A 22,600-nucleotide genomic window follows, 5' to 3' on the forward strand; every position below is an offset into this window, starting at 1 on the left:
GCGGCGGGGTGTGATCCGCCTCGAAGGAAGGCGGCTGCCGCGACCGGGGGTGCTCTTGGGGCGCACCCCGAGCGGCTCGTCCGCCACGATGGCAGGAGTAGCGGACAGGACGTGTCCGGTACTCCGTGGAGTATGGGCGTCATGCACAAGACGTCGGCCCGGCTGCTCGCTCTGCTCTCGCTTCTTCAGACGCCCCGTGACTGGTCCGGCGCCGACCTCGCCGCGCGTCTCGGCATCACCGCGCGCACCGTGCGCCGTGACATCGACCGGCTGCGCGAACTCGACTACCCGATCACGACCGTCAAAGGGCCGGCCGGCGGCTACCGCCTGGAGGCCGGCACCCATCTACCCCCGATGCTCTTCGACGACGGGCAGGCCGTCGCCCTCGCCGTCGCGTTGCAGACCGCGGCCGCCGGGACCCCCGTCGCCGAAGACGCCGCCCGCGCGCTGGCGACCCTCGGCCGGGTCATCCCGCCCCGCCTGCGCCACCACATGGATCTGCTGCGCATCACCGCGGTGCAACCGCCCGAGAAGGCCGACCACGCCCACGCCGACGCCCGGGTCCTGGTGGAGCTGGGCCGGGCCATCCGCGCCCGCGAGGAGCTGCGCTTCGGCTACCTCGCCCCGGGGCAGGGCGCGGGCAGCCCGGCCGATGGGCCCCGCCGTGTACAGCCCCACCACCTGGTCGCCTGGCGGCATCACTGGTACCTGGTGGCCTGGGACCTGCACCGCGAGGACTGGCGCATCTTCCGGGTCGACCGCATTCGGCCCCGCACGCCCACCGGCCCCCGCTTCACCCCGCGCGACCTCCCCGGTGGCAACGTCTCGGCCTTCGTCACCGGCCGGTTCCGCGGCACCGACGGCACCACCACCGACTGGCCGTGCCAAGGCGTGGTCGTGCTCCACCTCCCGGCCGCCGCGGTCGCCCCGTTCGCCCGGGACGCCATCGTGGAAGAGCTCGGCCCCCACCGCTGCCGGCTCACCCTCGGCTCCTGGTCCTGGACCGGTCTCGCCGCCGCCGTCGGCCGCTTCGACGCCGACATCGACGTCATCGGTCCGGCCCAACTGGCCGCCGCCTTCAGCGCCTTGGCCACCCGCTACGCCCACGCCGCCGGCACCACGGGAGCGGGGGCCGTCCCGGCGGAGTGATCCGGTGGCCGGCCCGGCGCGTACTCGGGGGCCCGCCGGCGCGTTCAGTCGCGGATGGTGACACCCAGCTCTTCCGCGACGGTGGTGAGGGCCGCACCCAGCGGGAGGGCGATGCGCGCGGCGGCGTGCCGGTCGCCCCTGGTCGGGTCCCGGTTGATGATCAGTACCGGCTGTCCGGCCTCGGCCGCCTGGCGGACGAACCGGAGACCGGACATCACCGTCAGGGAGGACCCGAGGACCAGCAGCGAGGACGCCTCGCGGACCAGCGCGCGGCAGTGTTCGACCCGCTGGGGCGGGACGCTCTCGCCGAAGAACACCACGTCCGGTTTGAGGATGCCGCCGCAGAGCGCGCAGGGCACCACTCGGAAGTCCTTGACCTGCTCGTCGGTGAGGTCGGCGTCACCGTCCGGGTTGATGGCGGCCGCGACCGGCGCGAAGCCCGCGTTGGCCTCCTCCAGCCTCCTCGCCAGCTCTCGGCGCGGGCTGAAGGCGCCGCAGGAGAGGCAGACGACCCGCTCCAGGCTGCCGTGGAGCTCCACGACGTCCTCGCTCCCGGCGGCCTGGTGCAGCCCGTCGACGTTCTGGGTGATCAAGCCCGAGAGCAGGCCGTGCCGCGCGAAGGCGGCCACGGCCCGGTGTCCGGTGTTGGGGCGGGCGCGGCCGAAGGTACGCCAGCCGAGGTGGCTGCGGGCCCAGTAGCGGCGCCGGGCCCGAGCGCCGGACGTGAAGTCCTGGTAGGTCATCGGGGTGTGGCGGCTCAGGCTCCCGCCCTCGCCCCGGTAGTCCGGGATGCCCGACTCCGTGGAGATGCCCGCCCCGCTGAGCACGAGCACGCCCCCGCCGCTCAGCGCCTCGGTGACCGGGCCCAGGTCCGTGGTGCCCGGCGCGAGCTCCCCGGTGGGGGTCCAGCTCAGAGTGGGACGTATGCGCATGCCCCCCAGGGTACGGAACGGGCAGCCGCCGCCCCGTCCACGGCGGGATGTCCATATGGCGGTTACTGCGGGATGTCCATGTGGAGGCGGACGGTGGTGCCCTGGTCCCGCGTGGACCGGATCTCGACCAGATCGCACAGCTGGTGGGCGAGCCAGAGGCCGCGTCCGCCCATCTGCTCCGCGGTGGGGCGGGTGCGGCCGGCCAGCTGGTCGGAGATGTATCCGGCGTCCCGGAACTCACACAGGAACGTCGCGTCCTGGGTCCAGCTCCGCAGGGTTCCCCGCCCTCCCCCGTGCCGGATGCTGTTCGTGGCGATCTCGGTGACGGCCACCGCCAGCTTGGGCAGCCGGTCCTCGGGGACACCCGCGTCGGCGGCGCATCGGGACACCTTCGACCGGACCGCGGACAGGTCGCCGTGCGTATAGGCCAGCTCCTGGAGCGGATCACACGGGTCGGGCAGTGCGTCGAAGACGTAGTCGTCGGCGCTGAGATATCCCTCGTTGCGCACGGACTGTCCGTCCTGGTGGATCAGCGGGTGACAGCGCGAGACGGACCGCAGCGCACTCCGGTCCTCGTCGGCGGCGTCGTAGGGGCACAGCATCGACCACGCCGGGCTGCGCGCGAAGGCCCGGTTGAGCAGCCATTCGTTGTAGCGCAGTTCGGAGAGGTGCGCGGCGTTGCGCGCCAGGCGCCACGCGGTCTCGCCGATGCCACGGACCGGCCGGCCCCCCTCGCCCTGCTCGCTCATCCAGGCCGTCCAGGCCGCGATGTGGCGGCCGGGGTTGGCACCGGCCTTCGACGTCTCGACGAACGTGACGGCCGGCTCGTCGGTGAGCTCTTCGCGCAGCAGCGACGCCTTGTCGGCAGGCACGGCGATGATGATCGCCTCCCCCGCGTCGAGGGCCTCGCGGATGAAGCCCAGGGTGCCGGTCAGGAACTGGGTGTCGCCTCGGTACGGGTACAGCTCGTGGCGGAAGGAGGGCTCCTGCCCGGCGGGTGTCTTCGAAGTCAGGGGGACGCTCATGCGCCCATCACCACCGAGAGGTCGGCCGCCTCGTAGCCGGCGAGTTCCCAGCACAGGCGCACGGTTTCGTTGGCGCCCTCCACGACGATGCGGCGGGAGGGCAGACGGCGGGCCGCGTCGACGAGGGCGCGCATACCGGCCGCGTCGATCATTTCGAGGGTGTCGAACCGCAGCGTCATCGTGGGCGCCTGCGCGATGGCCGCTCGCAGCGCCGCGTTGAACGCCGATGCGCCTTCCGAGTCGATCACCCCGTCCACGCTCCAACTGTCGGCACCCGTGCTGAACATCCGGAAGGCCGGGCGCTCAGCGCGTGTGCCCACCTCGTGAGGGTGCACACATGCCACGTGTTCCAGCGTAGGCTCGTTCCACTGCGACGGCCTGAAGGCGCAGACCACGATCGCACCGCTCTCGGATGCGAACTGGTCGAGTTTGAGCTCCTGATCAAGGAGCTCCTCGACCCCGTCGGGGGCCGCCTTGGGACCGCGCTCGGTCAGGACGCGTACGGAGCGGAAACCCTCACGCAGCGCGGTACGCGCCTCACGGCGCACCGCGGCCAGGACCGAGGCGGTGTCAGAAACCTCCGAGAAATCGAGAACGACCGAGGCCGAGGGCACGGCATCACGCGGAATGTCGAAGGTCTCGCCCATGCCGCCGATAACGACGATCTTGTCTCCGTACAGGGCGCCGTCGGCCACGAAGGCCCGTGCGTCGGCCAGGAGCGCCGCTGCCGGGTCCCTGCGCCAGCAGACATGATCCCCGAGCTCGACCTCGTCCAGCGTTGCCAACGCCCGCGCCGTCCTCACCTGACCCCCTTCCGGCCGCCGCTCGACCACTCGGCAGAGTATTCACAGACGTGTTGAGCCTAGCCGAGCCCGGCTCGGCGCCCCGGTCATGGCACGGGCTGCGGGACTCCCCGCCACGGGGTGGTCGTCAGGCCGTTCCCCAGTCGAGGCGGAGCACGGCGAGGTCGTCGGAGTGGCGTCCGGCGTTCAGTGCGTGGGTCTCCTCGATGAGGCGGTCCACCTGGGCGGCGGGGTCGGTCGGCGGCAGCCGGTCGATCAGGCCGAGCAGGCCTTCCACGCCGAGCCGGCCGTTCGTCTTGCCGTTGTGCCCTTCGGTGAGGCCGTCGGTGTAGAGGGTCAGCGCGCCGCTGTCGGGGAGCGGGATCACGGTGGCCGGCCAGTCGCGCTGGTCGGGGGCGATGCCCAGGGCGATGCCGTGGGCCGCGGCCACCTCCTGGGTTCCCTGCGACGTGGTGAGCAGCGGCTCGTGGTGGCCGGCCAGGTGCAGGGTGGCGGTGCGGGCCTTCTCCTCGATGGTGAGGAGGGCACAGGTCGCGAACAGGGTGTGACTGTCCCGTTCGGCGATCAGGATGCGTTCCATGAGGTGCAGCAGATCCGGGCCGCGGTGGCCGCCCAGGACCAGTGAGCGCCAGGCGATCCGCAGGCAGACTCCGAGTGCGGCCGCGTCCGGACCGTGCCCGCTGACGTCGCCCACCACGGCGCACAGGAGGCCGTCGTCGCATTCCACGACGTCGAGGAAGTCCCCGCCGAGCAGGGCCAGCTCGCCGCCCGGCAGATAGCGCGAGGTGACCCGGACCGTGGAGGTGTCGAGGATCGGCTGCGGCAGCAGCCCCCGCTCCAGACGGGCCATCTCCTCGGCGCGCAGCCGCGCGGCCTGTGCCTCGGCGCCGGCGCGTTCGGTCTGGCTGCGGTAGACGGCATAGCTCAGGGTGCGGCGCAGCAGTTCCGCCTCCACCTTGCCCTTGACGAGATAGTCCTGGGCTCCGGCGGCCATGGCTTCGGGGCCGGCCTGCGCCTCGGACAGACCGGTCAGGACGATCACCGCGGTGTGCGGGGCGAGGGCGCGGACGGTGGTGACGGCGTCGGTGCCCGACACGTCCGGCAGGTGCAGATCGAGCAGGATGCAGTCGAGGGGCGCCGCGGCCAGCTCGGCGCGGGCGTCGGCCACGCTGGCCCGGCTGGTGAGCTGGAAGCGCAGGCCGGTGTCGTGGAGCAGCTCCTCGACGAGCAGTGCGTCGCCCTCGTCGTCCTCGATCAGGAGAACCCGGTAGACCGGTTCACCGGGCCGTGCGCCGGGCAGGGTGGCGGCCGCGCTCGTCATGGCGTCGGCTCCGTCCCGGGGCGGACCGCCGTCGGCCGCTCGCCCGCACCCCTCCCCAACGAGCCGTCCCCACGGGGCAGTTCGGACGCCGGTAGTGGTTCGGCGGTCGCCGGAGGCGCTTCGGCGAGGGTGAAGGTGATGCGGGTGCCGCCCGCGTATTCCTGGTCGACGGCGATGGCGCCGCCGTGGAATTCGACGATCTTCTTGCACATCGCGAGGCCGATGCCGCTGCCGCTGTAGGCGTCCTTGGTGTGCAGCCGCTGGAAGATGACGAAGACCTTCTCGGCGTACTCGGGCGCGATGCCGATGCCGTCGTCGGTGACCGAGAACCGCCACAGCGCCCCCTCGCGCGCCGCCGACACATGGATGTGCGGCGGCTGTCCGGGGCGGTGGAACTTGACCGCGTTGCCGATCAGGTTCTGCCACAGCATGCCCATCTGCGTGGGATCGGCGACCAGGGTCGGCAACTCCTCGCAACTGATCTCGGCGCCCGTCTCCTCGATGCTGACCGCGAGGGCGGACACGGCCCGCTCCACCACGGCGTCGAGCGCGACGCTCTCGTGGGTGTGGTGCACCCGGCCGACCCGCGAGAAGTCCAGCAGGTCGTTGATCAGGGTCTGCATGCGGTTCGCGCCGTCGACCGCGAAGGCGATGTACTGGTCGGCCTTGGCGTCGAGTTGACCCGCGTAGCGGCGCTGGAGGAGCTGGGTGAAGCTGGAGACCTTGCGCAGCGGCTCCTGCAGGTCGTGCGAGGCCACGTAGGCGAACTGCTCCAGCTCCGCGTTGGAGCGCTGGAGTTCCGCGGCCTGCGTGTCCAGATGGTGCCGTGCCTGTTCGCTGACCTCCAGCTCCCGCACCAGGCGCTGCCGCATGGAGTCGATCTCCCCGCTCAGCCGGCGCAGGTCCGCGGGGCCGGTCGCGACGATGGGGCGGGTGAAGTCGCCGTCGGTCACGCTGCGGGCATCCCTTCCGAGGCGCTCCAGCGGTTTGGTGACGCCACGACGCATGGCCTCGAAGATCAGCCCGGCCAGCGCGACGATGACCAGCGCGATCGCGACGAACACCCAGTTGCGCAGCCGCATGGTGGCGGCCAGGTCCTCGCGGGCCCGGGCCTGGTCGGTCCGGAGGCGTTCCTGCTGCCGTGCCATCGCGGCCCGGAGCGCGTCGAAGTCCGTCTTGCCCTCCGCGGCGCGTTCGGAGGCCAGCGGCGAGGCGACCCCGGCGGGTGTGGCCGCGATCGGCCGGGCGATCCGTGCCTGCCACTTCTCGACCGCGTCCTGCACGCTGCGCAGATCAGCGGACTCGGCGTCGTCGCCGCCCACCAGCCGGGAGAGCGTGACGGTGTACGTCGCCTGATCGGCAAGGCCCTGCTGGTACGGCTTGAGGAAGTCAGGAGTCCCGGTCAGCCCGTAGCCCCGGATGCCGGTCTCCTGGTTGAGCAGAGCCGACTCCAGCCGGAACGAGGTGCTCAGGGCCGGAGACTTGACGTTCACCAGGGTGTCGCTGAGCGAGGTCGTACGCCCCAGCACCCACGCCCCGGTCGCACCCAGCACGGCCAGCACGGCCAAAGAGCCGGCCACCCCGACGCGAAGCCACCGCCGTGTCGTCCACCCGGAAAGCCGCCGCTCCCGCGGCAGCTCCTCGTCGCCGGTCATCCCTGCACCCCTCCGCCTGTGCCGCCACGAATCGGCGCCGCGGACACTGTAGAGCCTCTACGACAACAGATGTTGTCGCGGGGCCGCTCAGAGGCCTAAGGTGCCAGACATGCCAGGCAAGAACTTCCCGTCCGTGACCCCGTCCCCTGCGACGGCCGAGGTCACGGACGCGGCGGTCGGCATCCTTGCGCGGCGCATCGTCCAGCAGATGCTGCGAGATCCCGGACAGCCGGATGCCGCCGGCGCAGCACCCGCGCTGACACTGCTGCACGTCCTCGTCCAGGTCCAGCGGTCCGCCGAACGTCTCCAGCGGTCCGCGGCCGAACAAGCAGCACAGGCTGGTGCCGGATACCCGCAAATCGGCGAGGCATGCGGCCTGACCCGTCAGGGCGCCCGCCGACGTTGGCCGGAACTCTTCCGCCACTCCCCCGAAGCACCTACGGAGCAACCGATGACGACCGCCCCCGCCCGCGCCTTCGACGTCCTGCTCGTCGAGGACGACATCGCCGACGCCATGCTCATCGAGGAAGCCCTCTCCGAGCGTGGAGCCCGCAATCTCGTGCAGGCCACCGATGGAGTGGCCGCCCTGGAGCACCTGCGCGACCCCGACAGCGTGCGCCCGGATCTCATCGTGCTCGACCTCAACATGCCCCGCATGAACGGCCGCGAGCTGCTCCGCGTCCTCAAGACCGACGAGGACCTCCAGACCATTCCCGTCGTCGTCCTCACCACGTCCTCGGCGCCCGACGACGTCACCGACGCCTACAGCAGCCACGCCAACGCGTACGTGACCAAGCCGGTCAACCTCCAGGAGTTCGAGCAGGCGGTGCAGAGCATCGACACCTTCTACCTCGAGACGGCGACCCGCCCGCCGCACAGCTGAGCCCCGCCCCCTTCGCGTCGTCGGGGTGAGCCGGGCATCCGCGCACGCTTCGCCGGGGCGGTCAGGGGGTGTCGGGGTCCCTGCCCGGTTCGATGATCTTGTCGAGCACCGATCGCACCACGGCGAACGTCTTCGCCGTCCCGGCGGGTACGGCAGCCCCGTCCGGCCCGGAGGCGGCCTCGGCCTCGGCGAGGAGCCGGCCCTCTTCCTGGATCGCCCAGTCACGGGCTCCGCGAATGCGCCTCAGGAGTTCATCTGCATCTACCGCGTCAGCCATGCACGACTCCTACCCACCGGCGCCCGCGAGGAAGCGGCGACGCGGGCGGGGCGATGGCGCGGGGCCCGCGGCGCCCCCGACGCGCCGGTCCGGAGTGGCGGGATCTCGTCGGAGTCGAGCAGCTGTCGCTGATCTCACATCGGTGCTCCAACTACCGGACGGCTACCGGATTCTGTACGCGCGCGGAGTCCGGTGGGGACGAGTCGCAGGCGTACGGGAACGGCACTTGGCGGCCCGCTCGGCCAGCAGCCACGCGGCGTCGGCCCGGAGGCCCAGCAGTCCGATGACACTCGGGGCGTCGTGGCCGTGGAGGGCGAGCGTCCAAGCCGTGTAACAGCTGTTCAGGCTGGGCGGATCCGCCCCCAGCAGGAGCGGCCGCAGAGCGTCCATCGGGAAGTGGTCCTGATGCCGGGCGTCGCCGCACGCGCCTGCCGCCATGACGTCGAAGCTCGGCCGTGGGCCGCTCCGCCGTGCCCGTCGGTGGGCGACGAACAGGACCAGTCCGGCGGCGGCCGTGCCGGCCACGGCGCTGCAGAGCAACGTTCGCGCTCCGGGCGGGGCGTACGCGAAGCCCAGCGCCTCGATCGCCGCGCAGAGACCGAGGGTTGCGGCAGCCGTACCGACCGCCCCGGGTCGGTGAGGTGAGATCTTCATGCGGCAGGCCCCTGTTCTCCAGTTGCCCGGATCTAAGCACCACTTGCGCAACTAGGCAAGTGTCACCGATCGGCGGCGGGGCGCAGCACGCTCATCTGCCGGACCTCGGGGCTGCCGCGGCCGTCTACCGGGTTTCGGGGGTCCCGCGGCCGAACCAGTCGAGGCAGACCACGAGTTCGTCGTCGTCCGCCGCGTCGCCCCGGTAGGCGGACAGTTCACCGAGGATGGCGCGCGGCACCGCGGCCGCGGCCAGCAGGCTCGCCGCCTGGATGGCCCGGGCCAGCGCGCGCTCCCCGTACGCCTCGCCCCGTTGGCCGGCAGCGGCGTACACCCCGTCGCTCACGAAGATCAGCCGGTCGCCCGGGAGGACCTGGAAGTCCTGCGTCACGTAGGGCGTCTCGTCGAACATGCCCAGGGGGAACTGCGCCTCGATGGGGATGCGTTCGACGGCCTTGTCGCGCTGACGCCACAGCTGCGGGGACCCGGCGTCGACGATCCGGACGTGCCCCGTGGCGAGTTCGAAGGACAGCAGCAAGGTGGACACGTACTGGGCGCCGGCGTGCTGGGCGTAGAGGGCCTGGTCGGCCAGGGCGGCCTGATCGGCGATGCCGATGCCGGCACGGCGTGCGTTGCGCAGGGCGTTGACGGCGAGGTTGGTCAGGAGCGAGGCCTGGATGCCTTCACCCATGCCGTTGGTGATGGTGAGGGTGAGGCTCTCGGCGGTGGTGGCCCAGTCGAAGTTGTCGCCGTGGATGGCGTAGGCCGGCTCCAGTTGGGCGCCGATCGCGTATTCCTGGCGGGCGCAGGAGCGTCCGGGGAGGAGCTGCCACTGCATTTCGGCGGCGAGGGTGAGGCGGCTGGCCCGTCGGGCCTGCAGATAGAGGTCGGTGTCCCGCTCGGCGACGATGATCTCGTGCCCCAACAGCTCGGCCAGGCTGGTGAGTTCATCGACGGCCTGCGGGCTGCATCTGTGTTTGGGCAGGCGGACCGTGAGGATGCCGAGTCTGTCGCCGCGTACGGTCACCGGCAGGTGCAGGTCCACCGCCCCGTCCTCGGCGGCGTACTGGCCGAAGGGTTCCTGGCTGCCGAAGGCGCGCCCCTCGGGGCTGGTGTGCAGGGGCAGCGGCCGGGCGGTGTGGGGCAGTGCGGTGACCGGTTGCAGGACGGTGAGGCCGTAGTCGGCCATGAGGAGTTCCACGCCGTGGGCCTCGTAGTGCTCCACGAGTGCGCTGCGTGCGGCGTCGAGCAGGGCGTGCGGGGGCGCACTGCGCACGGCTCGTTCCACGGCCAGGAAACGGCTCACCGTCAGCCTGCCTTCGTCATCAGGGGGTGCGGTCCGGACGCCGTAGCGTACCGGCCCGCTGCGGCCGCCCAGCACGTGTTCCCCGGAGTACCCGCACCGGGATGCTTCCTTGACCCAATCATTAACCCACAAGAACTGTTGCCCTTTCGCAACAGTTGGCGCTACGGTTGGGACAGTCGCCCGATCGGGCCTTCCTGACGGGGCCTCCCCTTACGACGACGGGAGTTCTTGAGCTCCCCATCGGGCCTCAACCGGCTTCACCGCCACCATCCGAGGGGCCAGTTTTGGACACCCCAGTCATCGATCAGCGCATGCTCCTCCGCACGCACCACGGGACGGACACAGTGGTTCTGTCCGTGGCGGGGGAGATCGACCTCGATTCGGCGGAGCCCCTGCGCCTGGCGCTGGACGAAGCGACCCGCTCCGGCCGTGGACCCGTGGTGGTCGATCTGTCGGCCGTCCTGTTCGCCGACACCGCCATCGTCAACACCCTCCTGCGGGCACGCTCCGGTCTCGGCGACCGCCTGCGCCTCCTTGCGCCGTCGTGGCCCGTGCTGCGACTCCTGCGGATTCTCGGCATGGGCGGCGTCTTCGCCATCCACACCGGCCGGGCCGCGGCGCTCCGCGACGGCCCCGTTCACGTCTAGGGCCGGGCGGAAACCGCGGGAACGTCCGGCGATCAGCCCTTCGGCAGCTTGACCACCGTGACGAAGAAGTCGTCGATCTGACGGATGGCCAGAATGAACTGGTCCAGGTCCACCGGCTTGGTGACATAGGCGTTCGCGTGCAGCTTGTAGCTGCGCAGGATGTCCTCCTCGGCCGAGGAGGTGGTCAGCACGACCACCGGGATGTGGCTCAGTTCCGGGTCCGCCTTGATCTGTTCGAGCACTTGACGGCCGTCGTACTTCGGCAGGTTCAGATCCAGCAGGATCAGGTCCGGCGTGGGCGCCTCGGTGTGGTCCCCGCGCCGGTAGAGGAAGTCGAGCGCCTCCAGGCCGTCGCGGACCACATGGAGGGTGTTGCCGATCTTGTTGTCCTCGAATGCCTCACGCGTCATGAGCTCGTCGCCCGCGTCGTCCTCCACGAGCAGGACTTCGATGGGCTGCGGCGGGGGTGTGGTCATCAGGCGACTCCTTCGGATTGCGGTGCGGGCAGTGTCGAGCCGTCGGGCGCGGAGGCGCCGGGGAGCGTGAAGACGATCCGTGTCCCGTCCGTATGGGCAGTGTCCACCCATATGCGGCCACCCCGGTGCTCAACGATCTTCCGGCACACGGAGAGACCGATGCCCGTGCCTCCGTAGGCGTCCCGGCTGTGCAGACGCTGGAAGATGACGAACACCTTCTCCGCGAACTCGGGGGCGATGCCGATCCCGTTGTCGGCGACGGCGAACCGCACGAAACCCGCTTCCGCGTCCGGCTCTGCGCTCACCCGGATGTGCGGAACCCGGTCGGGGTGACGGAACTTGACGGCGTTGCCCAGCAGGTTCTGCCACAGCATGGTGAGCAGGGTGGCGTCGCCCGTCACCCCGGGCAGATCCTCCGGGCAGTCGATCCGGGCATTGTGCTCCTCCACCGCGGCGGCCAGGTTGCGCAGCGCGCGGTCCACGACGGTGTTGGTGTCGAGGGCGTCGCAGGCGTCGTTGACGCGTCCGACGCGGGAGAAGGTCAGCAGGTCGTTGATGAGGGTCTGCATGCGCTTCGCGCCGTCGACGGCGAACGCGATGTACTGCGTACCGCGCTCGTCGAGCCGGTCGCCGTAGCGCTTCTCCAGGAGCTGGCAGAAGGACGCCACCTTGCGCAGCGGCTCCTGGAGGTCGTGCGAGGCGACGTAGGCGAATTGTTCGAGTTCGGCGTTGGAGCGGCGCAGCTCGACTGCCTGTGCGTCCATTTCCGTCGCCTGTTCGGCGAGTACGGCCTCCCTGCGCCGGCCGGCGGTCAACTCCCCCACCACGCGCAGGCGCATGGCCTCGACCGCCTTGGACAGCCCCCGGACGTCGGCCGGCCCGTGTGCGGGGATGGGATGGTCGAAGTCCCCGTCGGCCACGCGCCGCGAAGCCGTACGCACTTCCTCCAGCGGGCGGACGACGGTGAACTGCAGGAGGAGCGCGAGCCCCGCGCCGATCAGGACGAACAGCGCCAGCGCGGCGAGGAAGGTGTGGTCGCGCTGCGCGCGCACATCGGCCAGGTGCGCCCCGGCCCGCTCCTGCTCCGTCTGCAACTGCCTCTGGACGGTGGCCAGGCGCGTACGGACCTGGTCGAACTCGGCCTTGCCCTGCGCCACGGAGACGGTGCCGGCGTGGGCCCTGGTGGCAGCGACGGCCGGGACGGCGAAGCTCTCCTGCCAGCGCTTCACCGCACCGTCGAGCGCGGAGAGCGTGTCCGAGCGGAGCCCCATCTCCCTTACCAGTGTGTCCAGTTGGGCTCGCGCGCCGCTCTCGGCCGTGCGACCGCGCTCATAGGGGGCCAGCAGCGTCTCGTCACCCGTCAGGAGAAAACCGCGGACACCCGTCTCCTGGTCGAGGAGCGCCGCTTGCAGCTGGAAGGCCGCGGTCCGGGCCGGTGCGACGTTGTGGACGAGGCGGTCGGCCGCTTCGTTGGTACGCGACAGAACGGCTGCTCCGACACCGGCCGTGACGAGCGTCATGGCCCCCATCACCCCCAGGGCGAGCAGGAACCACCTCCTGACCGTGAAGGTGCGCCACCCGGCACCGGCTGTCGACGTCTGTTCGCGTTCGGAAGTCATACCGTCCATTCGAATAGCAGCACTGCCCCGTCGTCGGCCGGGCCGCCGGGTACGGCGGAGGTCCGGGCCGTGCGGACGAGGTCGTCGCCGAAGGAGTCGGCCGCTGGTGGGCGCGGGCGCGGGTGACGCGCGACATGCCTTCCGCGCCGCACGAGTGCGTCCGCCGACGACCACGCCCGTACGAGATCGAGAGGCGCGCCCCGGCACTGTCCGGCACCGGTTCCTCCACGAGCACGGCGTCGCCGGCCTCGGCCTCGATCGGCGGCACGCGCGGGCGCTCACCATCTCCGTGGGAATCCGCAGCTTTCTCCTGACGGGTGACGAGACTAGGACGATCAGTTGCTTTTTCGCAACAGTTGCCCCAGTCCGGGCACCCGGCCCGGGGCACGACCCCGTCCGGGGACTCAAGCCGACCCGGGGACACGCTCCCGCCCGGCGGCCGCACCGCCGGTTCAGGCGGGGCGGGCGATTCGCAGGCGGGGTTCGTCCGCGGGGTCCTGCGCCACGGTCCGGCGCACGTCCTCGGTGGCTCCGTCCACGGCCGCGGCCGCCGCCTCACGAAAGGCGGCCAGCCCCTTGGCCAGGTGGTCGAGCGCCTCCGGTGGCATCGCACCCAGCACGGGCTGGAGCTCGGACATCTCGCGTCGGCGCACTTCGTCGAGCAGCGCACGCCCCTGCCGGCTCAGCGACAGCTCCAGCTCCCGGCGGCTCGCGGTACTGAGACGTCGCTCGATGAGGCCCGCTGCCTCCAACCGGTCGCACAGCCGGCTCGTGGCGGGAGCACTCGATCCCAGCGCCTGGCCCAACGCCCGCAGATTTCCGCCCTCAAGACGCTCGATCGCCACCAGGGCACGCGTCTGCGACGCCGATACGGGACCGGCCGGAGCCTTCGCCTGAGCCCGTCCGAACAGCACACCGAGCAGCCCACTCACCTCTGCCGCGGTGTCCGCTGCCTTCTGCGACTGGGAGGTAGAGCGTGGGCGCATTGTTCCACTGTGCCATCCACGAGCCCACCGTGTCAGCCCTTGGCCAGAAGCCCGCACGGCCCGGGGCGTGCGCCGACACCCCCGGGACGGGGCGCGGACGGCAACGGCGCTGCCCGCCCCACTCGCTGAGGCTCGCGCGAAGGCCCCTGCCCGCACCGAGGTGCGTGAGAGCATCCGTTCATGAGCAACGACCTGGAAGTGAGTGCTCTGGCGATCAACGTCACGGTCCCGGAGGCACTTCGCTGGACGGACACGAGACGCGGCCAGGAGTTCACCCTGACCACACTCAACGTCCGGCTCCTCCCGGACGGTCACCTCGCCGCCAAGGCCTACGGCCGACCGGTCGGCGGCGGGCGGAGCGGGTACGTCTCGTTCTCCGTGCCCGACCGACCCGAACTGGCCGCCCTGATCGCCGACGCCGCCGACCGCGCGGCGGGGTTGTGGGCCGCCCATCGCGGTCTCGGCTGAGATCGGCCCGACCAGGCCGGTACGTCCCCGGGCCAGGGCGTACCCCGCGCGGGACGGGTCGGCGACCGTGTCCTCAGCGGGGCGTACGGGCGACCACCACGCCGGCGTCGTCGCGGCGGGTCGCGGCCTGGCGCAGCAGGCTCGCGGCGATCACCCCGGGCGGATGGTGCAGCAGCCCCGCCAGGTCGGCGGCGCTCCAGCGTTCGCTCAGCCCGTCGGAGTGCATGACGAGAACGCCGGTGGCGGGCAACTCGGTTTCATACGTGCGCAGTTGACGCATTTGATGGCCGACGATACCGGGCTGGGACATCAGCGTGGTGCGGTCCGCCGCGGTGACCAGGGCCGCCGTGATGTTGCCGATTCCGCAGAACAGCAGCCGCCCGTCCGGCTCCAGACGTGCGATGGCAACGGCGGCGCCGCGGGTGCCGCGCAGCGCCCGGTGCACGTGCTCCATCACCTGCCCGGGGGTGCGGCCGGTCGCGGCATGGAATGCCTGGACGGCGGCCTGCGCGGCCAGTGCGGCCTGCGGGCCGTGCCCGAGCCCGTCACAGCACATCACGAGCAGGCCCTCCCCGCGCCCCGGCACCGCGGCCCGCACCGGAGCCGTCCGGCCGGCCACGGCGGGCCGGACATCGCTCGGGCCCGGCCACGCCGGTGCTTCCGGCGGGGTCCCGGCGCGCGACGGGACGGCCGGCCGCGCCTGGTACGAGCGGGGGTTGGTCAGGGCCGACCAGCTGGGGCGTTCCGCGCCGGACCGGCCTTGCGTGGAGGCCCCGCCCCCTCGCGGTCCGGCCGTCGGCACATGGTCTCGGGCGGCCGGTACGTGACCGCCGCCCGTCACGCGCTCGCTGCCGACCGGTGCATGGCCGCCGCCGGACGGCACATGTCCGCTGTCGGCGCGTGCGGCCCAGGCGTCACCGCAGGTCTGTTCGCCGCTGATCGGCCGGGTGAGGCCCGCCACCGCCGGCTCGCCGCTCGCGGACCGCGGCGCGGGACGCGGCCAGAAGCGGGCGAGTTGGATCGTGCCGGTACCGGGCCGGGAGTGGATGTCGAAGGTGTCGGCGAGGCGCTGGACCGCGCCCAGGCCGATGCCCAGGGTGCCGCTGGTCGACATCCCGTCGCGCAGGGCGGCCGGGATGTCGGCCATGCCGGGGCCGCCGTCGACGGCGATCACCTCCACCCCGGCCGACGCGTCCGCTCCCGGTTCGGGGTGCGTGCGCACCACCCGCAGCAGGAGGGAGCCGTCGATGGCGTGCTTGGTGAGATTGCCGGTCAACTCGGCTACCGCGAGGACCAGTTGGGCGGTCCGCTGCTCACCCAGGCCGACCCTTCGCCCCAGCGCGGCGGCCGCGCCCCTGGCCGCTTCGGGCTGGTCGCGGAACCAGGCCACGTCCTCGTAGTCCACCAGGACCGGTGGACGGGTGAGGGTCATCGGCCCCACTTGGTGATGGTGACGGTGGTGCCCTCACCGGGCGTGGTGTCCAGGACGAAGTCGTCGACCAGGCGTTTGGAGCCTGACAGGCCGAGGCCCATGCCCGTGCCGGAGGTCCATCCGTCGGTCAACGCCAGGTCCACGTCCGCGATCCCCGGACCGTGATCGGCGAAGGAAAGCCGTACGCCGCGCCTGGCGCGTTCCTCCACCAGGAGGGCGGTCATCGTGCCGCCGCCTCCGTGGACGAGGGTGTTGCGGGCCAGTTCGCTCGCGGCGGTGATCAGCTTGGTCTGGTCCACCAGGGAGAGCCGGCACTGCTGCGCCAGCACGCGCACCTGCTGGCGGGCTTGCACCACCCCGGCGGTGGTGGTGATCTCCAGTACCTCCGAGGTACGGGAGGGGCCGGTCATGCGTGGGCCACGGCATCCGGCGCGGTGCCCTCGGAGCCCCGCTCGACCCGGTCGTCCTCCAGCATGCGCAGCCCCTTGTCCAAGGTGAGCGCGGTCCTCACGCCACCGAGGGAGAGGCCCAGTTCGACCAGGGTGATGGCGACGGCCGGACGCATGCCCACCAGGACGGTCTGCGCGTCGAGCAAGCGGGACAGCGAGGCGATGGTGGCCAGCATCCGCCCCACGAACGAGTCGACGATCTCCACGGCGGTGATGTCGATGACCACGCCGTGCGCCCCGCTGTCCACCACCGCCTGGGCCAGGTCGTCCTGGAGCAGCAGCACGTCCTGGTCGTCCAGGTCGGTCTGGATGGACACCAGCAGTACCTGCCGGATCCTCAGGATGGGAACCCGTTCGGTCACCGCGCACCGGCCTGCGGCGCCGTACGCGAGACGGTGGTGCCGGATCGGCGCAGCGCGTGGCGCAGGGCGTCGGCGAGCGTGGACTTGGTGACGATGTCTCCGAAGTCGATGCCAAGGGCGACGATGGTCTGCGCGATCTGCGGACGGATGCCGGAGATCGTGCACTCGGCGCCCATCAGACGCGCCGCCACCACCGTCTTCAGGAGGTGCTGGGCGACTTCGGTGTCCACCGTCGGGACACCGGTGATGTCGATGATCGCCTGCTCCGACCCGGTGTCGATGAGCGCCTGGAGCATCTTCTCCATCACCACCATGGTGCGCGCCGAGTCGAGGGTGCCCACCAGGGGGACGCCGATCACGCCCTCCCACAGCTTCACGACGGGGGTGGACAGTTCGAGGAGTTGCTCCGCCTGCGCGGCAATCAGCTCCTCGCGGGTGCGGGAGTAGACCTCGATGGTGAACAGGCCGAGGGTGTCAAGGAGGGCGGCGAACCGCAGGTACGCATCGGCATCGCTGTCCTCGCCGACGAGGGACGGCTCCAGAACCTGCTTGAGCGCGAACACGCTCACCGCGGTCTCGGTGGGAGTGAAGCCCTGCAGGGCCCGGTTGCGGGACAGTTCGGTCAGCAGCGCACGTACCTCACCGAACGCTTCGTCGTACCCGTCCACACTGCCGTCGCTCAGCGCGGCGACCAGCGCGGCGTAGATCTCGCGCAATTCGCGCTCGACCTCGGCACGGGCCACCCGTCCGCCCAGCGAACCGGTCACCTTCTCCGCCCACTCCGCGCCCAGGTCTTCACCCCGGCCCGACAGCAGAGCGATCAGACGTTCCGAGACGTGCTTGTCGGCCACAGGGCTCCTCTCTTCGCGGGGATCGAGCGACCCCACCGGAACTTTAAGCCATCCGAGGAGGCGGGGTGATCGCCCCCCGGGCAGCCGGCCGGCCGAGCCCGGCACCGCTGCGGCGCACCGGAGAGGGCAAAGACCGTTGCCCGGCCGAGAAACTTGTAAACAGCCGCCTCGAACGTGTGTGGGCTTGTCACACGGGGGCATTCGGTGGCTCGGAGGTTGATAACTATGGTTCCCCTGCTTCTCGTTCTTCTGCTGGCTCTGATCCTCTTCGGCGCGGGTTTCGCACTGAAGGCTCTCTGGTGGATCGCGATCATCGTGCTCGTCGTCTGGCTGGTCGGCTTCGTCGCCCGGCCCAAGGGAGGAAGCGGCCGCTGGTACCGCTGGTAGGCGCACGGCGCGCAATTGCCGAAATGTGGGCTCCCCGTCAGGAACAAGGCGGGGAGCCCACAGGCATGTTGTCGCCCGGGAATTCGCCGGCGCCCGAAAACGTGGTGCGGCATTTCCCTGGCAAAGGCATCGCATTGGGGATTTCAGCCGGTCATGTCGGCTGCGAAGTCGGGCAGTTCGGCCGAGATCAGTTCTTCGGCGCCGTGGTCCAGGAGCTTCTGCATCTCGTGGGATCGGGGGACCATCGTCGCCTCGTAGGCGCGGACGGCGTCGGCGACCGTGTCGTTGTGCGCAAGCGCCAGGGCGAGTTCGCAGGCGTCGAGCAGGGCGAGGTTGACTCCGACTCCGAGCGGCGGCATGAGGTGGGCCGCGTCGCCGAGCAGGGTGACGGCGGGGTTCTGGTCCCAGGTGTGCGGTACGGGCAGGGCGTGGATGGGCCGCTGCACGTACGGGCCGTCGTTGTCGGTGATCATCCGGCGCAGCCGGGGCGACCAGTCTCGGTACCGGTCGAGGAGGAGCGCGCGGATGCCGGCCGTGTCCTGGGCGGTGAGGCCGGCGTCGGTGATCCAGCCGGAGGGGACGCGCTGGACGAGGTGGACGCGGACGTGGCCGCCGCTGTTGCGCTGGGCGAACAGGCCGCGCTCGCCGTCGGCCACGCCTGCGCCGCCCTGGCCGACGAGTTCGGCGATGTCGGGGTGTTCGTTGTCGACGTCGTGGAACCACGCCTCCAGGAAGCTGACACCGCTGTACTCGGGGGTGGCGTCGGAGACCGCACGACGGACGGTGGACCAGGCGCCGTCCGCGCCGATGACGAGGTCGGCCTCGACCACGGTCCCGTCGGCGAAGCGCAGCCGCCGGGGACCTTCGGCGGGCCAGTCGACGGAGCGGAGGGTGTGACCCCAGCGCACGGTGCCTGGCTCCAGGGAGTCGAGGAGGAGGTCTCGAAGGTCGCCGCGGTCGATCTCGGGCTTGAAGCGTTCGTCCGCGTCCGGGGTGTGGTGGAAGAGCAGCTTCCCGGCCGGATCCAACTGGCGCATCTCCTGCCCCTCGGGCCGGGACAGACGGACGAACTCGTCCAGGAGTCCGGCTTCGCGCAGCGCGAGTTGACCGTCGCCCTCGCGCAGGTCGAGGCTCCCGCCCTGGTCGCGGGCTCCGGGTCCGTTCTCGCGGTCGTGCACGGCGACGGCGATGCCGTGCCGCTGCAGGATGCGGGCGCAGGTGAGGCCGCCGGGGCCGGCGCCGATGATCGCGATGCGCGGGGTGGGGTTCATGGTGTGCTCCGTTCATAACCGTGGACGGCCGGGATCGATCCGGCGTGCGCGGCGCTGAAGAGGTGTCGGTGGGCCGCGCGGACCGGAGTGTTTTCCCGGCGGGTGATGGCGCGGGTGGGCCGGGCTTCCGAGCGGCGCTTCGATGACGACGAGCGCTGCCGCAGCCGCAGCCGGGCCGCGGAGATCTGGCCTCGCACGGCGCCGATTCCGCCGGCCGGGCTCCTCCTCCAGAAAAGCACAACGAATCACTAAGTGCAACGGTTTCACTTTTAAAGTCGAGCAACCTTAACGGTATGATCGGCCGTATGCCCGAGAGCCAGTCCCCCACCGCAGCGCCGACGGGGCGCCGCGAGCGCAAGAAGGCCGCCACCCGACAGGCCATCGCCGACGCGGCGCTGCGCCTGTTCCTGGAGCGCGGATACGACGACGTCGGCATCCGTGAGATCGCGGACGAGGCGGACGTGTCCACCACCACCCTGTTCAAGCACTTCCCGGTCAAGGAGGCCCTCGTCTTCGACGAGGAAGCCGACCAGGAAGCCCGCCTGCTCGCCGCCGTGCGCGAACGCCCGGCGGGGCAGTCGATCCCCGCGGCCCTGTGCGAGCACGCGCTGCGCTACCGCATGGCGGCGACCGGCACGGACGCGCGCTTCACCGCGTTCTTCGAGCTGATCAACACCACCCCGGCGCTGCGCGACTACGTGCAGGCCATGTGGCTCCGGCACACCGGAGCACTCGCCCGCGCGATCGCGCAGGAGTGCGGCCTGCCCGAGGACGATCCCGGCTGCACGGCACTGGCCCACTTCGCACTCGAAGCACCCCGCGTCGCACGCGGCCACGACGACCCCCGCCAAGCCGTCACCCGGGCCTTCGACCTGCTCGAACACGGTTGGCGGCCGACCCCCTCGAAGCGAACACGCTCCAGCGGCCGCTAGGCCGGCCCGTTCCCGCCGCGCCCTACACCGCGCCGGGCACCGCCCGCTGATCCGGACCGTCCTACGAGGCCGGCGGGCGGATCAGAGCGTTGTGGGCGAGTTGTTCGGTGATGTGTGCGGTCCAGCCGGTGATGCGGCTCATCACGGCGTGCCGCAGGGGCGTGTGCAGGGGCGAAGCGGTGGTCATGGGGTCCTCCAGCACGGGGTACGGGCCGCGCGGACGGACGTCAGTCACCGGGCGGGAGGGTGAAGTCCGCGACGGCGTTGTCATAGGCGGTGTAGTCGGCATAGCCGAGGACCTCGTAGAGCCGGGACCGGGTCTGCATGCGAGGCACCAGGGACTCCTGGGTGCCTTCCGCCGCCAGCGTCCGCAGCCCGTCCTCGACGGCCCCGTTGGCGAGACGGAACAGGGTCACCGGGTAGAGCGCGATGTTGTAGCCGAGGCTCTCCAGTGCGGTCGTGGTCAGCAGGGGACTCTTGCCGAACTCGGTCAGGTTGGCGAGCAGCGGCACGTCGAGGGCCTCGCGGAACGCCTCGAACTCGGCTTCTCCCGAGAGCGCTTCGGGAAAGACGGCGTCCGCTCCGGCGTCGACGTACGCCTTCGCCCGCTCGATGGCGGCGTCCAGCCCTTCCACGGCGCGCGCGTCGGTGCGGGCCATCAGCAGGAAGTCGTCGTCGCGCCGGGCGCCGACGGCGGCGCGGATCCGCCGGACCATCTCGTCGCGGGTCACGAGCGTCTTGCCGTCGAGGTGCCCGCAGCGCTTGGTGGCGGTCTGGTCCTCCAGGTGCATCCCGGCGAGCCCGGCGTCCTCGAAGAGCTGGACGGTGCGGGCGGCGTTCACGGGTGCGCCGAATCCGGTGTCGGCGTCGATGAGGACCGGCAGATCGGTGACCCGGGTCACCTGCTGGGCCCGGGCCGCGATCTCGGTGGATGTGGTCAGGCCGATGTCCGGCAGGCACAACTCGGCTGCGAGGACGGCCCCGGAGAGGTACACGGCCTCGAAGCCGTGCTCCTGGATCAGCCGTGCCGTGTACGGGTTGACCGCTCCCGGCATGCGCAACAGCCGCCCCGAAGCGAGCCCTTCGCGCAGGGCCCGGCGGCGTCCGGTGGGCGTGGTGCGGGTGTGCGGCATCAGAAAAGTCCTTTCGGGAGCGTCGCGTCGTACGCGGCGACCGCTTCGGTGTCGGCCTCCGGGAAGAGGCCCGTGAGCGCCTCGGTGTCCAGCTCGGCCAGACGGCTCGCCGTGCCGAGGAACGCGTCCTGGCCGGCCGGGGTCACGATGCCCTCGGTGAGGGTGCGGAACTTGCCGGTGTAGCCGTCGCGGTCGAAGGGCCGGGCACCGGACGGATGGGCGTCGGCGACGGCGAGTTCGTCCTCCAGGACCGTGCCGTCGTCCCGGGTGATCACGGCCCGGCCGCCGAAGGCGCGCCGTGCCGGGTCCGGGTCGTGGTAGCGGCGGGTCCAGTCCGGGTCCTCGACCGTGGAGATCTTCTGCCACAGCTCGACCGTCGAGGGACGCCGGGCCCGCTCACGGGCGTAGGACCGCTCGTGGTGCCAGACGCCGTCCTCCAGGGCGACGGCGAAGATGTACGGCACCGAGTGGTCGAGGGTCTCGCGGCCGGCGGCCGGATCGTACTTCTGCGGATCGTTCGCGCCCGAGCCGATCACGTGGTGGGTGTGGTGGCTGGTGTGCAGCACCACCGAGCGCACCCGGTCGAGCGGTCCGGCCTTTTCGCGCAGCCGCCGCGCGAGGTCGATGACCGCCTGTGCCTGGTACTCGGCCGAGTGTTCCTTGGTGTACGTGTCGAGGATCGCCCGGCGTGCCTCGCCGGGCTCCGGCAGCGTGACCGTGTACGCGGCGCCGGGCCCGTCGAGCATCCGGGCGAGGAAGCCGTCCTCACCCTCGTAGATCGGCGACGGCGCGCCTTCTCCGCGCATCGCGCGGTCCACCGCCTCGATCGCCGCCTTGGCCGCGAAGGCGGGGGCGAACGCCTTCCAGCTGGAAATCTCGCCCTTGCGGGACTGCCGGGTCGCGGTGGTGGTGTGCACCACCTGTCCGACCGCCTGGTACACCGTCTCGACCGGCAGCCGCAGCATCGCCCCGATTCCGCACGCCGTCGCGGCGCCGAGGTGCGCCACGTGGTCGATGCGGTGGGCGTGCAGGCAGATGCCCTTCACGAGCGCGACGTGGATCTCGTACGCGGCGACGATGCCCCGGAGCACGTCCGCCCCGGAACATCCGGTGTGCTGGGCGACGGCGAGCAGCGGCGGGATGTTGTCGCCCGGGTGGGAGTAGTCGGCGGCCAAGTAGGTGTCGTGGAAGTCGAGTTCGCGCACCGCGGTGCCGTTGGCCCAGGCCGCCCACTCCGGGGAGATCCGTCCGCGTGTGCCGAACACGGAGGCACCCGGGGCGGCCCGGTGCGGCGCGGCCTGCGTGCGGGCCACGGCGACCGGTCGGCGGCGCAGGGAGGCGATCGCCACCGCCGCGTTGTCGATCACGCGGTTGACGGCCATCGCGGCGGCCTCCGGGTCGAGCTCCGCGGCCTCCTGGGTGGCGGTGGCAACGGCGGCCAGCCGCCAGGCAAGCTGCTCCTGGCGGGGCAGCCGGTCGGCGCTGGGGTGGACACGTACCTGATGGTCGATCACGAGGCTCCTCATGGGTGCACGGACGGGCCGAGACCGCTGTCCCGGGCCTCGTGCCCTTCACCACGATCATT

The 22,600-nt window shown here is 71.5% G+C and carries 24 protein-coding genes and 1 pseudogene; 6 read left to right on the forward strand and 19 right to left on the reverse strand.

The window, feature by feature from the left end; translation table 11 throughout:
- The first annotated feature begins 141 nt into the window (after positions 1 to 141).
- Entirely contained in the window at positions 142 to 1,149 is a 1,008-nt protein-coding gene (locus tag IE267_RS13630) for a helix-turn-helix transcriptional regulator (protein ID WP_189763368.1), read from the forward strand.
- A gap of 44 nt (positions 1,150 to 1,193) precedes the next feature.
- On the opposite strand, the gene IE267_RS13635 is transcribed toward IE267_RS13630, so the two are convergent.
- The 5 genes from IE267_RS13635 to IE267_RS13655 form a co-directional block, all read right to left on the reverse strand.
- Positions 1,194 to 2,081, reverse strand: coding sequence for an NAD-dependent protein deacetylase (locus IE267_RS13635; protein ID WP_167162339.1), 888 nt, complete (start codon positions 2,079 to 2,081; stop codon positions 1,194 to 1,196).
- Positions 2,082 to 2,143: 62 nt separating this feature from the next.
- Positions 2,144 to 3,106: an anti-sigma factor RsbA family regulatory protein gene (locus tag IE267_RS13640; protein ID WP_189763369.1), complete on the reverse strand. Its 963-nt coding sequence runs from the start codon at positions 3,104 to 3,106 to the stop codon at positions 2,144 to 2,146.
- Positions 3,103 to 3,891, reverse strand: coding sequence for an MEDS domain-containing protein (locus IE267_RS13645; protein WP_229861104.1), 789 nt, complete (start codon positions 3,889 to 3,891; stop codon positions 3,103 to 3,105). Before IE267_RS13645 ends, IE267_RS13640 begins: the two co-directional genes overlap by 4 nt.
- Before the next feature lie 145 nt (positions 3,892 to 4,036).
- A complete protein-coding gene (locus IE267_RS13650; RefSeq protein ID WP_189763370.1) occupies positions 4,037 to 5,230 on the reverse strand; it encodes a PP2C family protein-serine/threonine phosphatase in 1,194 nt (397 codons plus the stop codon).
- On the reverse strand, positions 5,227 to 6,885 hold the full coding sequence (locus IE267_RS13655; protein ID WP_189763371.1) for a sensor histidine kinase: 1,659 nt from the start codon (positions 6,883 to 6,885) through the stop codon (positions 5,227 to 5,229). The genes IE267_RS13650 and IE267_RS13655 overlap by 4 nt, the downstream gene beginning before the upstream one ends.
- A gap of 109 nt (positions 6,886 to 6,994) precedes the next feature.
- Between IE267_RS13655 and IE267_RS13660 the strand changes: the two genes are divergently transcribed.
- Complete coding sequence (locus IE267_RS13660) at positions 6,995 to 7,768, forward strand: response regulator (RefSeq protein WP_189763372.1); 774 nt, start codon at positions 6,995 to 6,997, stop codon at positions 7,766 to 7,768.
- A 61-nt stretch (positions 7,769 to 7,829) separates the two neighbouring features.
- Here the strand turns inward: IE267_RS13660 and IE267_RS13665 are convergent, their stop codons facing one another.
- The 3 genes from IE267_RS13665 to IE267_RS13675 all read right to left on the reverse strand — a co-directional run bounded on the left by IE267_RS13665 (position 7,830) and on the right by IE267_RS13675 (position 10,002).
- Entirely contained in the window at positions 7,830 to 8,045 is a 216-nt protein-coding gene (locus IE267_RS13665; RefSeq protein WP_189763373.1) for a hypothetical protein, read from the reverse strand.
- 162 nt (positions 8,046 to 8,207) lie between these two features.
- The gene (locus IE267_RS13670) at positions 8,208 to 8,699 is read right to left on the reverse strand and encodes a hypothetical protein (RefSeq protein ID WP_167162351.1); all 492 of its coding nucleotides are present in this window, start codon (positions 8,697 to 8,699) and stop codon (positions 8,208 to 8,210) included.
- A gap of 124 nt (positions 8,700 to 8,823) precedes the next feature.
- Positions 8,824 to 10,002 (reverse strand): PP2C family protein-serine/threonine phosphatase, encoded by a 1,179-nt coding sequence (locus tag IE267_RS13675; protein WP_189763374.1) that lies wholly within the window; start codon positions 10,000 to 10,002, stop codon positions 8,824 to 8,826.
- 311 nt (positions 10,003 to 10,313) lie between these two features.
- On the opposite strand from IE267_RS13675, the gene IE267_RS13680 reads away from it, so the two are divergent.
- The gene (locus IE267_RS13680; protein WP_161244411.1) at positions 10,314 to 10,649 is read left to right on the forward strand and encodes an STAS domain-containing protein; all 336 of its coding nucleotides are present in this window, start codon (positions 10,314 to 10,316) and stop codon (positions 10,647 to 10,649) included.
- A gap of 32 nt (positions 10,650 to 10,681) precedes the next feature.
- On the opposite strand, the gene IE267_RS13685 is transcribed toward IE267_RS13680, so the two are convergent.
- The 3 genes from IE267_RS13685 to IE267_RS13695 all read right to left on the reverse strand — a co-directional run bounded on the left by IE267_RS13685 (position 10,682) and on the right by IE267_RS13695 (position 13,730).
- Positions 10,682 to 11,125 carry a response regulator gene (locus IE267_RS13685; RefSeq protein WP_100578868.1) on the reverse strand — a complete coding sequence of 148 codons (444 nt, stop codon included), beginning with the start codon at positions 11,123 to 11,125 and terminating at the stop codon, positions 10,682 to 10,684.
- Complete coding sequence (locus tag IE267_RS13690) at positions 11,125 to 12,744, reverse strand: sensor histidine kinase (RefSeq protein ID WP_189763375.1); 1,620 nt, start codon at positions 12,742 to 12,744, stop codon at positions 11,125 to 11,127. The genes IE267_RS13685 and IE267_RS13690 overlap by 1 nt, the downstream gene beginning before the upstream one ends.
- Before the next feature lie 452 nt (positions 12,745 to 13,196).
- A complete protein-coding gene (locus IE267_RS13695) occupies positions 13,197 to 13,730 on the reverse strand; it encodes a MarR family winged helix-turn-helix transcriptional regulator (RefSeq protein ID WP_167162356.1) in 534 nt (177 codons plus the stop codon).
- Between the two features lie 180 nt (positions 13,731 to 13,910).
- Here IE267_RS13695 and IE267_RS13700 point away from each other — a divergent pair, with 180 nt between their 5' ends.
- Positions 13,911 to 14,198 carry a hypothetical protein gene (locus IE267_RS13700; RefSeq protein WP_167162358.1) on the forward strand — a complete coding sequence of 96 codons (288 nt, stop codon included), beginning with the start codon at positions 13,911 to 13,913 and terminating at the stop codon, positions 14,196 to 14,198.
- A gap of 73 nt (positions 14,199 to 14,271) precedes the next feature.
- Here IE267_RS13700 and IE267_RS13705 read toward each other — a convergent pair whose 3' ends face one another.
- The 4 genes from IE267_RS13705 to IE267_RS13720 are packed head-to-tail and all read right to left on the reverse strand — an operon-like array spanning position 14,272 to position 17,292.
- A complete protein-coding gene (locus IE267_RS13705; protein ID WP_189763376.1) occupies positions 14,272 to 15,630 on the reverse strand; it encodes an ATP-binding SpoIIE family protein phosphatase in 1,359 nt (452 codons plus the stop codon).
- Complete coding sequence (locus IE267_RS13710) at positions 15,627 to 16,040, reverse strand: anti-sigma regulatory factor (protein ID WP_161246968.1); 414 nt, start codon at positions 16,038 to 16,040, stop codon at positions 15,627 to 15,629. The genes IE267_RS13705 and IE267_RS13710 overlap by 4 nt, the downstream gene beginning before the upstream one ends.
- Positions 16,037 to 16,441 (reverse strand): STAS domain-containing protein, encoded by a 405-nt coding sequence (locus IE267_RS13715; protein ID WP_167162363.1) that lies wholly within the window; start codon positions 16,439 to 16,441, stop codon positions 16,037 to 16,039. Before IE267_RS13715 ends, IE267_RS13710 begins: the two co-directional genes overlap by 4 nt.
- Positions 16,438 to 17,292 (reverse strand): STAS domain-containing protein, encoded by an 855-nt coding sequence (locus IE267_RS13720; protein ID WP_167162364.1) that lies wholly within the window; start codon positions 17,290 to 17,292, stop codon positions 16,438 to 16,440. Before IE267_RS13720 ends, IE267_RS13715 begins: the two co-directional genes overlap by 4 nt.
- A gap of 225 nt (positions 17,293 to 17,517) precedes the next feature.
- On the opposite strand from IE267_RS13720, the gene IE267_RS13725 reads away from it, so the two are divergent.
- The gene (locus IE267_RS13725) at positions 17,518 to 17,679 is read left to right on the forward strand and encodes a hydrophobic protein (RefSeq protein ID WP_100575597.1); all 162 of its coding nucleotides are present in this window, start codon (positions 17,518 to 17,520) and stop codon (positions 17,677 to 17,679) included.
- A 143-nt stretch (positions 17,680 to 17,822) separates the two neighbouring features.
- Here IE267_RS13725 and IE267_RS13730 read toward each other — a convergent pair whose 3' ends face one another.
- Complete coding sequence (locus IE267_RS13730; protein WP_189763377.1) at positions 17,823 to 18,950, reverse strand: FAD-dependent oxidoreductase; 1,128 nt, start codon at positions 18,948 to 18,950, stop codon at positions 17,823 to 17,825.
- Positions 18,951 to 19,255: 305 nt separating this feature from the next.
- Here IE267_RS13730 and IE267_RS13735 point away from each other — a divergent pair, with 305 nt between their 5' ends.
- Positions 19,256 to 19,882 carry a TetR/AcrR family transcriptional regulator gene (locus tag IE267_RS13735; RefSeq protein ID WP_189763378.1) on the forward strand — a complete coding sequence of 209 codons (627 nt, stop codon included), beginning with the start codon at positions 19,256 to 19,258 and terminating at the stop codon, positions 19,880 to 19,882.
- A gap of 61 nt (positions 19,883 to 19,943) precedes the next feature.
- On the opposite strand, the pseudogene IE267_RS13740 reads toward IE267_RS13735, so the two are convergent.
- From IE267_RS13740 to IE267_RS13750, 3 genes and pseudogenes are all read right to left on the reverse strand, one after another.
- Positions 19,944 to 20,030: pseudogene (locus tag IE267_RS13740) on the reverse strand (citrate/2-methylcitrate synthase); the annotation flags it as partial.
- 79 nt (positions 20,031 to 20,109) lie between these two features.
- Complete coding sequence (gene prpB, locus IE267_RS13745; RefSeq protein ID WP_189763379.1) at positions 20,110 to 21,015, reverse strand: methylisocitrate lyase; 906 nt, start codon at positions 21,013 to 21,015, stop codon at positions 20,110 to 20,112.
- Positions 21,015 to 22,529, reverse strand: a complete 1,515-nt coding sequence (locus IE267_RS13750; protein WP_189763380.1) for an MmgE/PrpD family protein — start codon at positions 22,527 to 22,529, stop codon at positions 21,015 to 21,017. Before IE267_RS13750 ends, prpB begins: the two co-directional genes overlap by 1 nt.
- Positions 22,530 to 22,600: the final 71 nt, after the last annotated feature.

This window comes from Streptomyces xanthochromogenes, assembly GCF_014650455.1.
GTDB classification, from domain to species: domain Bacteria; phylum Actinomycetota; class Actinomycetes; order Streptomycetales; family Streptomycetaceae; genus Streptomyces; species Streptomyces xanthochromogenes.

Excerpts from the sequence above, each read along its gene's own strand:
- IE267_RS13630 (WP_189763368.1), top strand. The coding sequence starts at position 142 with ATGCACAAGACGTCGGCCCGGCTGCTCGCTCTGCTCTCGCTTCTTCAG.
- IE267_RS13655 (WP_189763371.1), bottom strand. The coding sequence starts at position 6,885 with ATGACCGGCGACGAGGAGCTGCCGCGGGAGCGGCGGCTTTCCGGGTGG.
- IE267_RS13735 (WP_189763378.1), top strand. The coding sequence starts at position 19,256 with ATGCCCGAGAGCCAGTCCCCCACCGCAGCGCCGACGGGGCGCCGCGAG.
- IE267_RS13690 (WP_189763375.1), bottom strand. The coding sequence starts at position 12,744 with ATGACTTCCGAACGCGAACAGACGTCGACAGCCGGTGCCGGGTGGCGC.
- IE267_RS13635 (WP_167162339.1), bottom strand. The coding sequence starts at position 2,081 with ATGCGCATACGTCCCACTCTGAGCTGGACCCCCACCGGGGAGCTCGCG.
- prpB (WP_189763379.1), bottom strand. The coding sequence starts at position 21,015 with ATGCCGCACACCCGCACCACGCCCACCGGACGCCGCCGGGCCCTGCGC.
- IE267_RS13650 (WP_189763370.1), bottom strand. The coding sequence starts at position 5,230 with ATGACGAGCGCGGCCGCCACCCTGCCCGGCGCACGGCCCGGTGAACCG.
- IE267_RS13730 (WP_189763377.1), bottom strand. The coding sequence starts at position 18,950 with ATGAACCCCACCCCGCGCATCGCGATCATCGGCGCCGGCCCCGGCGGC.
- IE267_RS13695 (WP_167162356.1), bottom strand. The coding sequence starts at position 13,730 with ATGCGCCCACGCTCTACCTCCCAGTCGCAGAAGGCAGCGGACACCGCG.
- IE267_RS13670 (WP_167162351.1), bottom strand. The coding sequence starts at position 8,699 with ATGAAGATCTCACCTCACCGACCCGGGGCGGTCGGTACGGCTGCCGCA.
- IE267_RS13725 (WP_100575597.1), top strand. The coding sequence starts at position 17,518 with ATGGTTCCCCTGCTTCTCGTTCTTCTGCTGGCTCTGATCCTCTTCGGC.
- IE267_RS13700 (WP_167162358.1), top strand. The coding sequence starts at position 13,911 with ATGAGCAACGACCTGGAAGTGAGTGCTCTGGCGATCAACGTCACGGTC.
- IE267_RS13685 (WP_100578868.1), bottom strand. The coding sequence starts at position 11,125 with ATGACCACACCCCCGCCGCAGCCCATCGAAGTCCTGCTCGTGGAGGAC.
- IE267_RS13660 (WP_189763372.1), top strand. The coding sequence starts at position 6,995 with ATGCCAGGCAAGAACTTCCCGTCCGTGACCCCGTCCCCTGCGACGGCC.
- IE267_RS13705 (WP_189763376.1), bottom strand. The coding sequence starts at position 15,630 with ATGACCCTCACCCGTCCACCGGTCCTGGTGGACTACGAGGACGTGGCC.
- IE267_RS13710 (WP_161246968.1), bottom strand. The coding sequence starts at position 16,040 with ATGACCGGCCCCTCCCGTACCTCGGAGGTACTGGAGATCACCACCACC.
- IE267_RS13640 (WP_189763369.1), bottom strand. The coding sequence starts at position 3,106 with ATGAGCGTCCCCCTGACTTCGAAGACACCCGCCGGGCAGGAGCCCTCC.
- IE267_RS13665 (WP_189763373.1), bottom strand. The coding sequence starts at position 8,045 with ATGGCTGACGCGGTAGATGCAGATGAACTCCTGAGGCGCATTCGCGGA.
- IE267_RS13680 (WP_161244411.1), top strand. The coding sequence starts at position 10,314 with ATGCTCCTCCGCACGCACCACGGGACGGACACAGTGGTTCTGTCCGTG.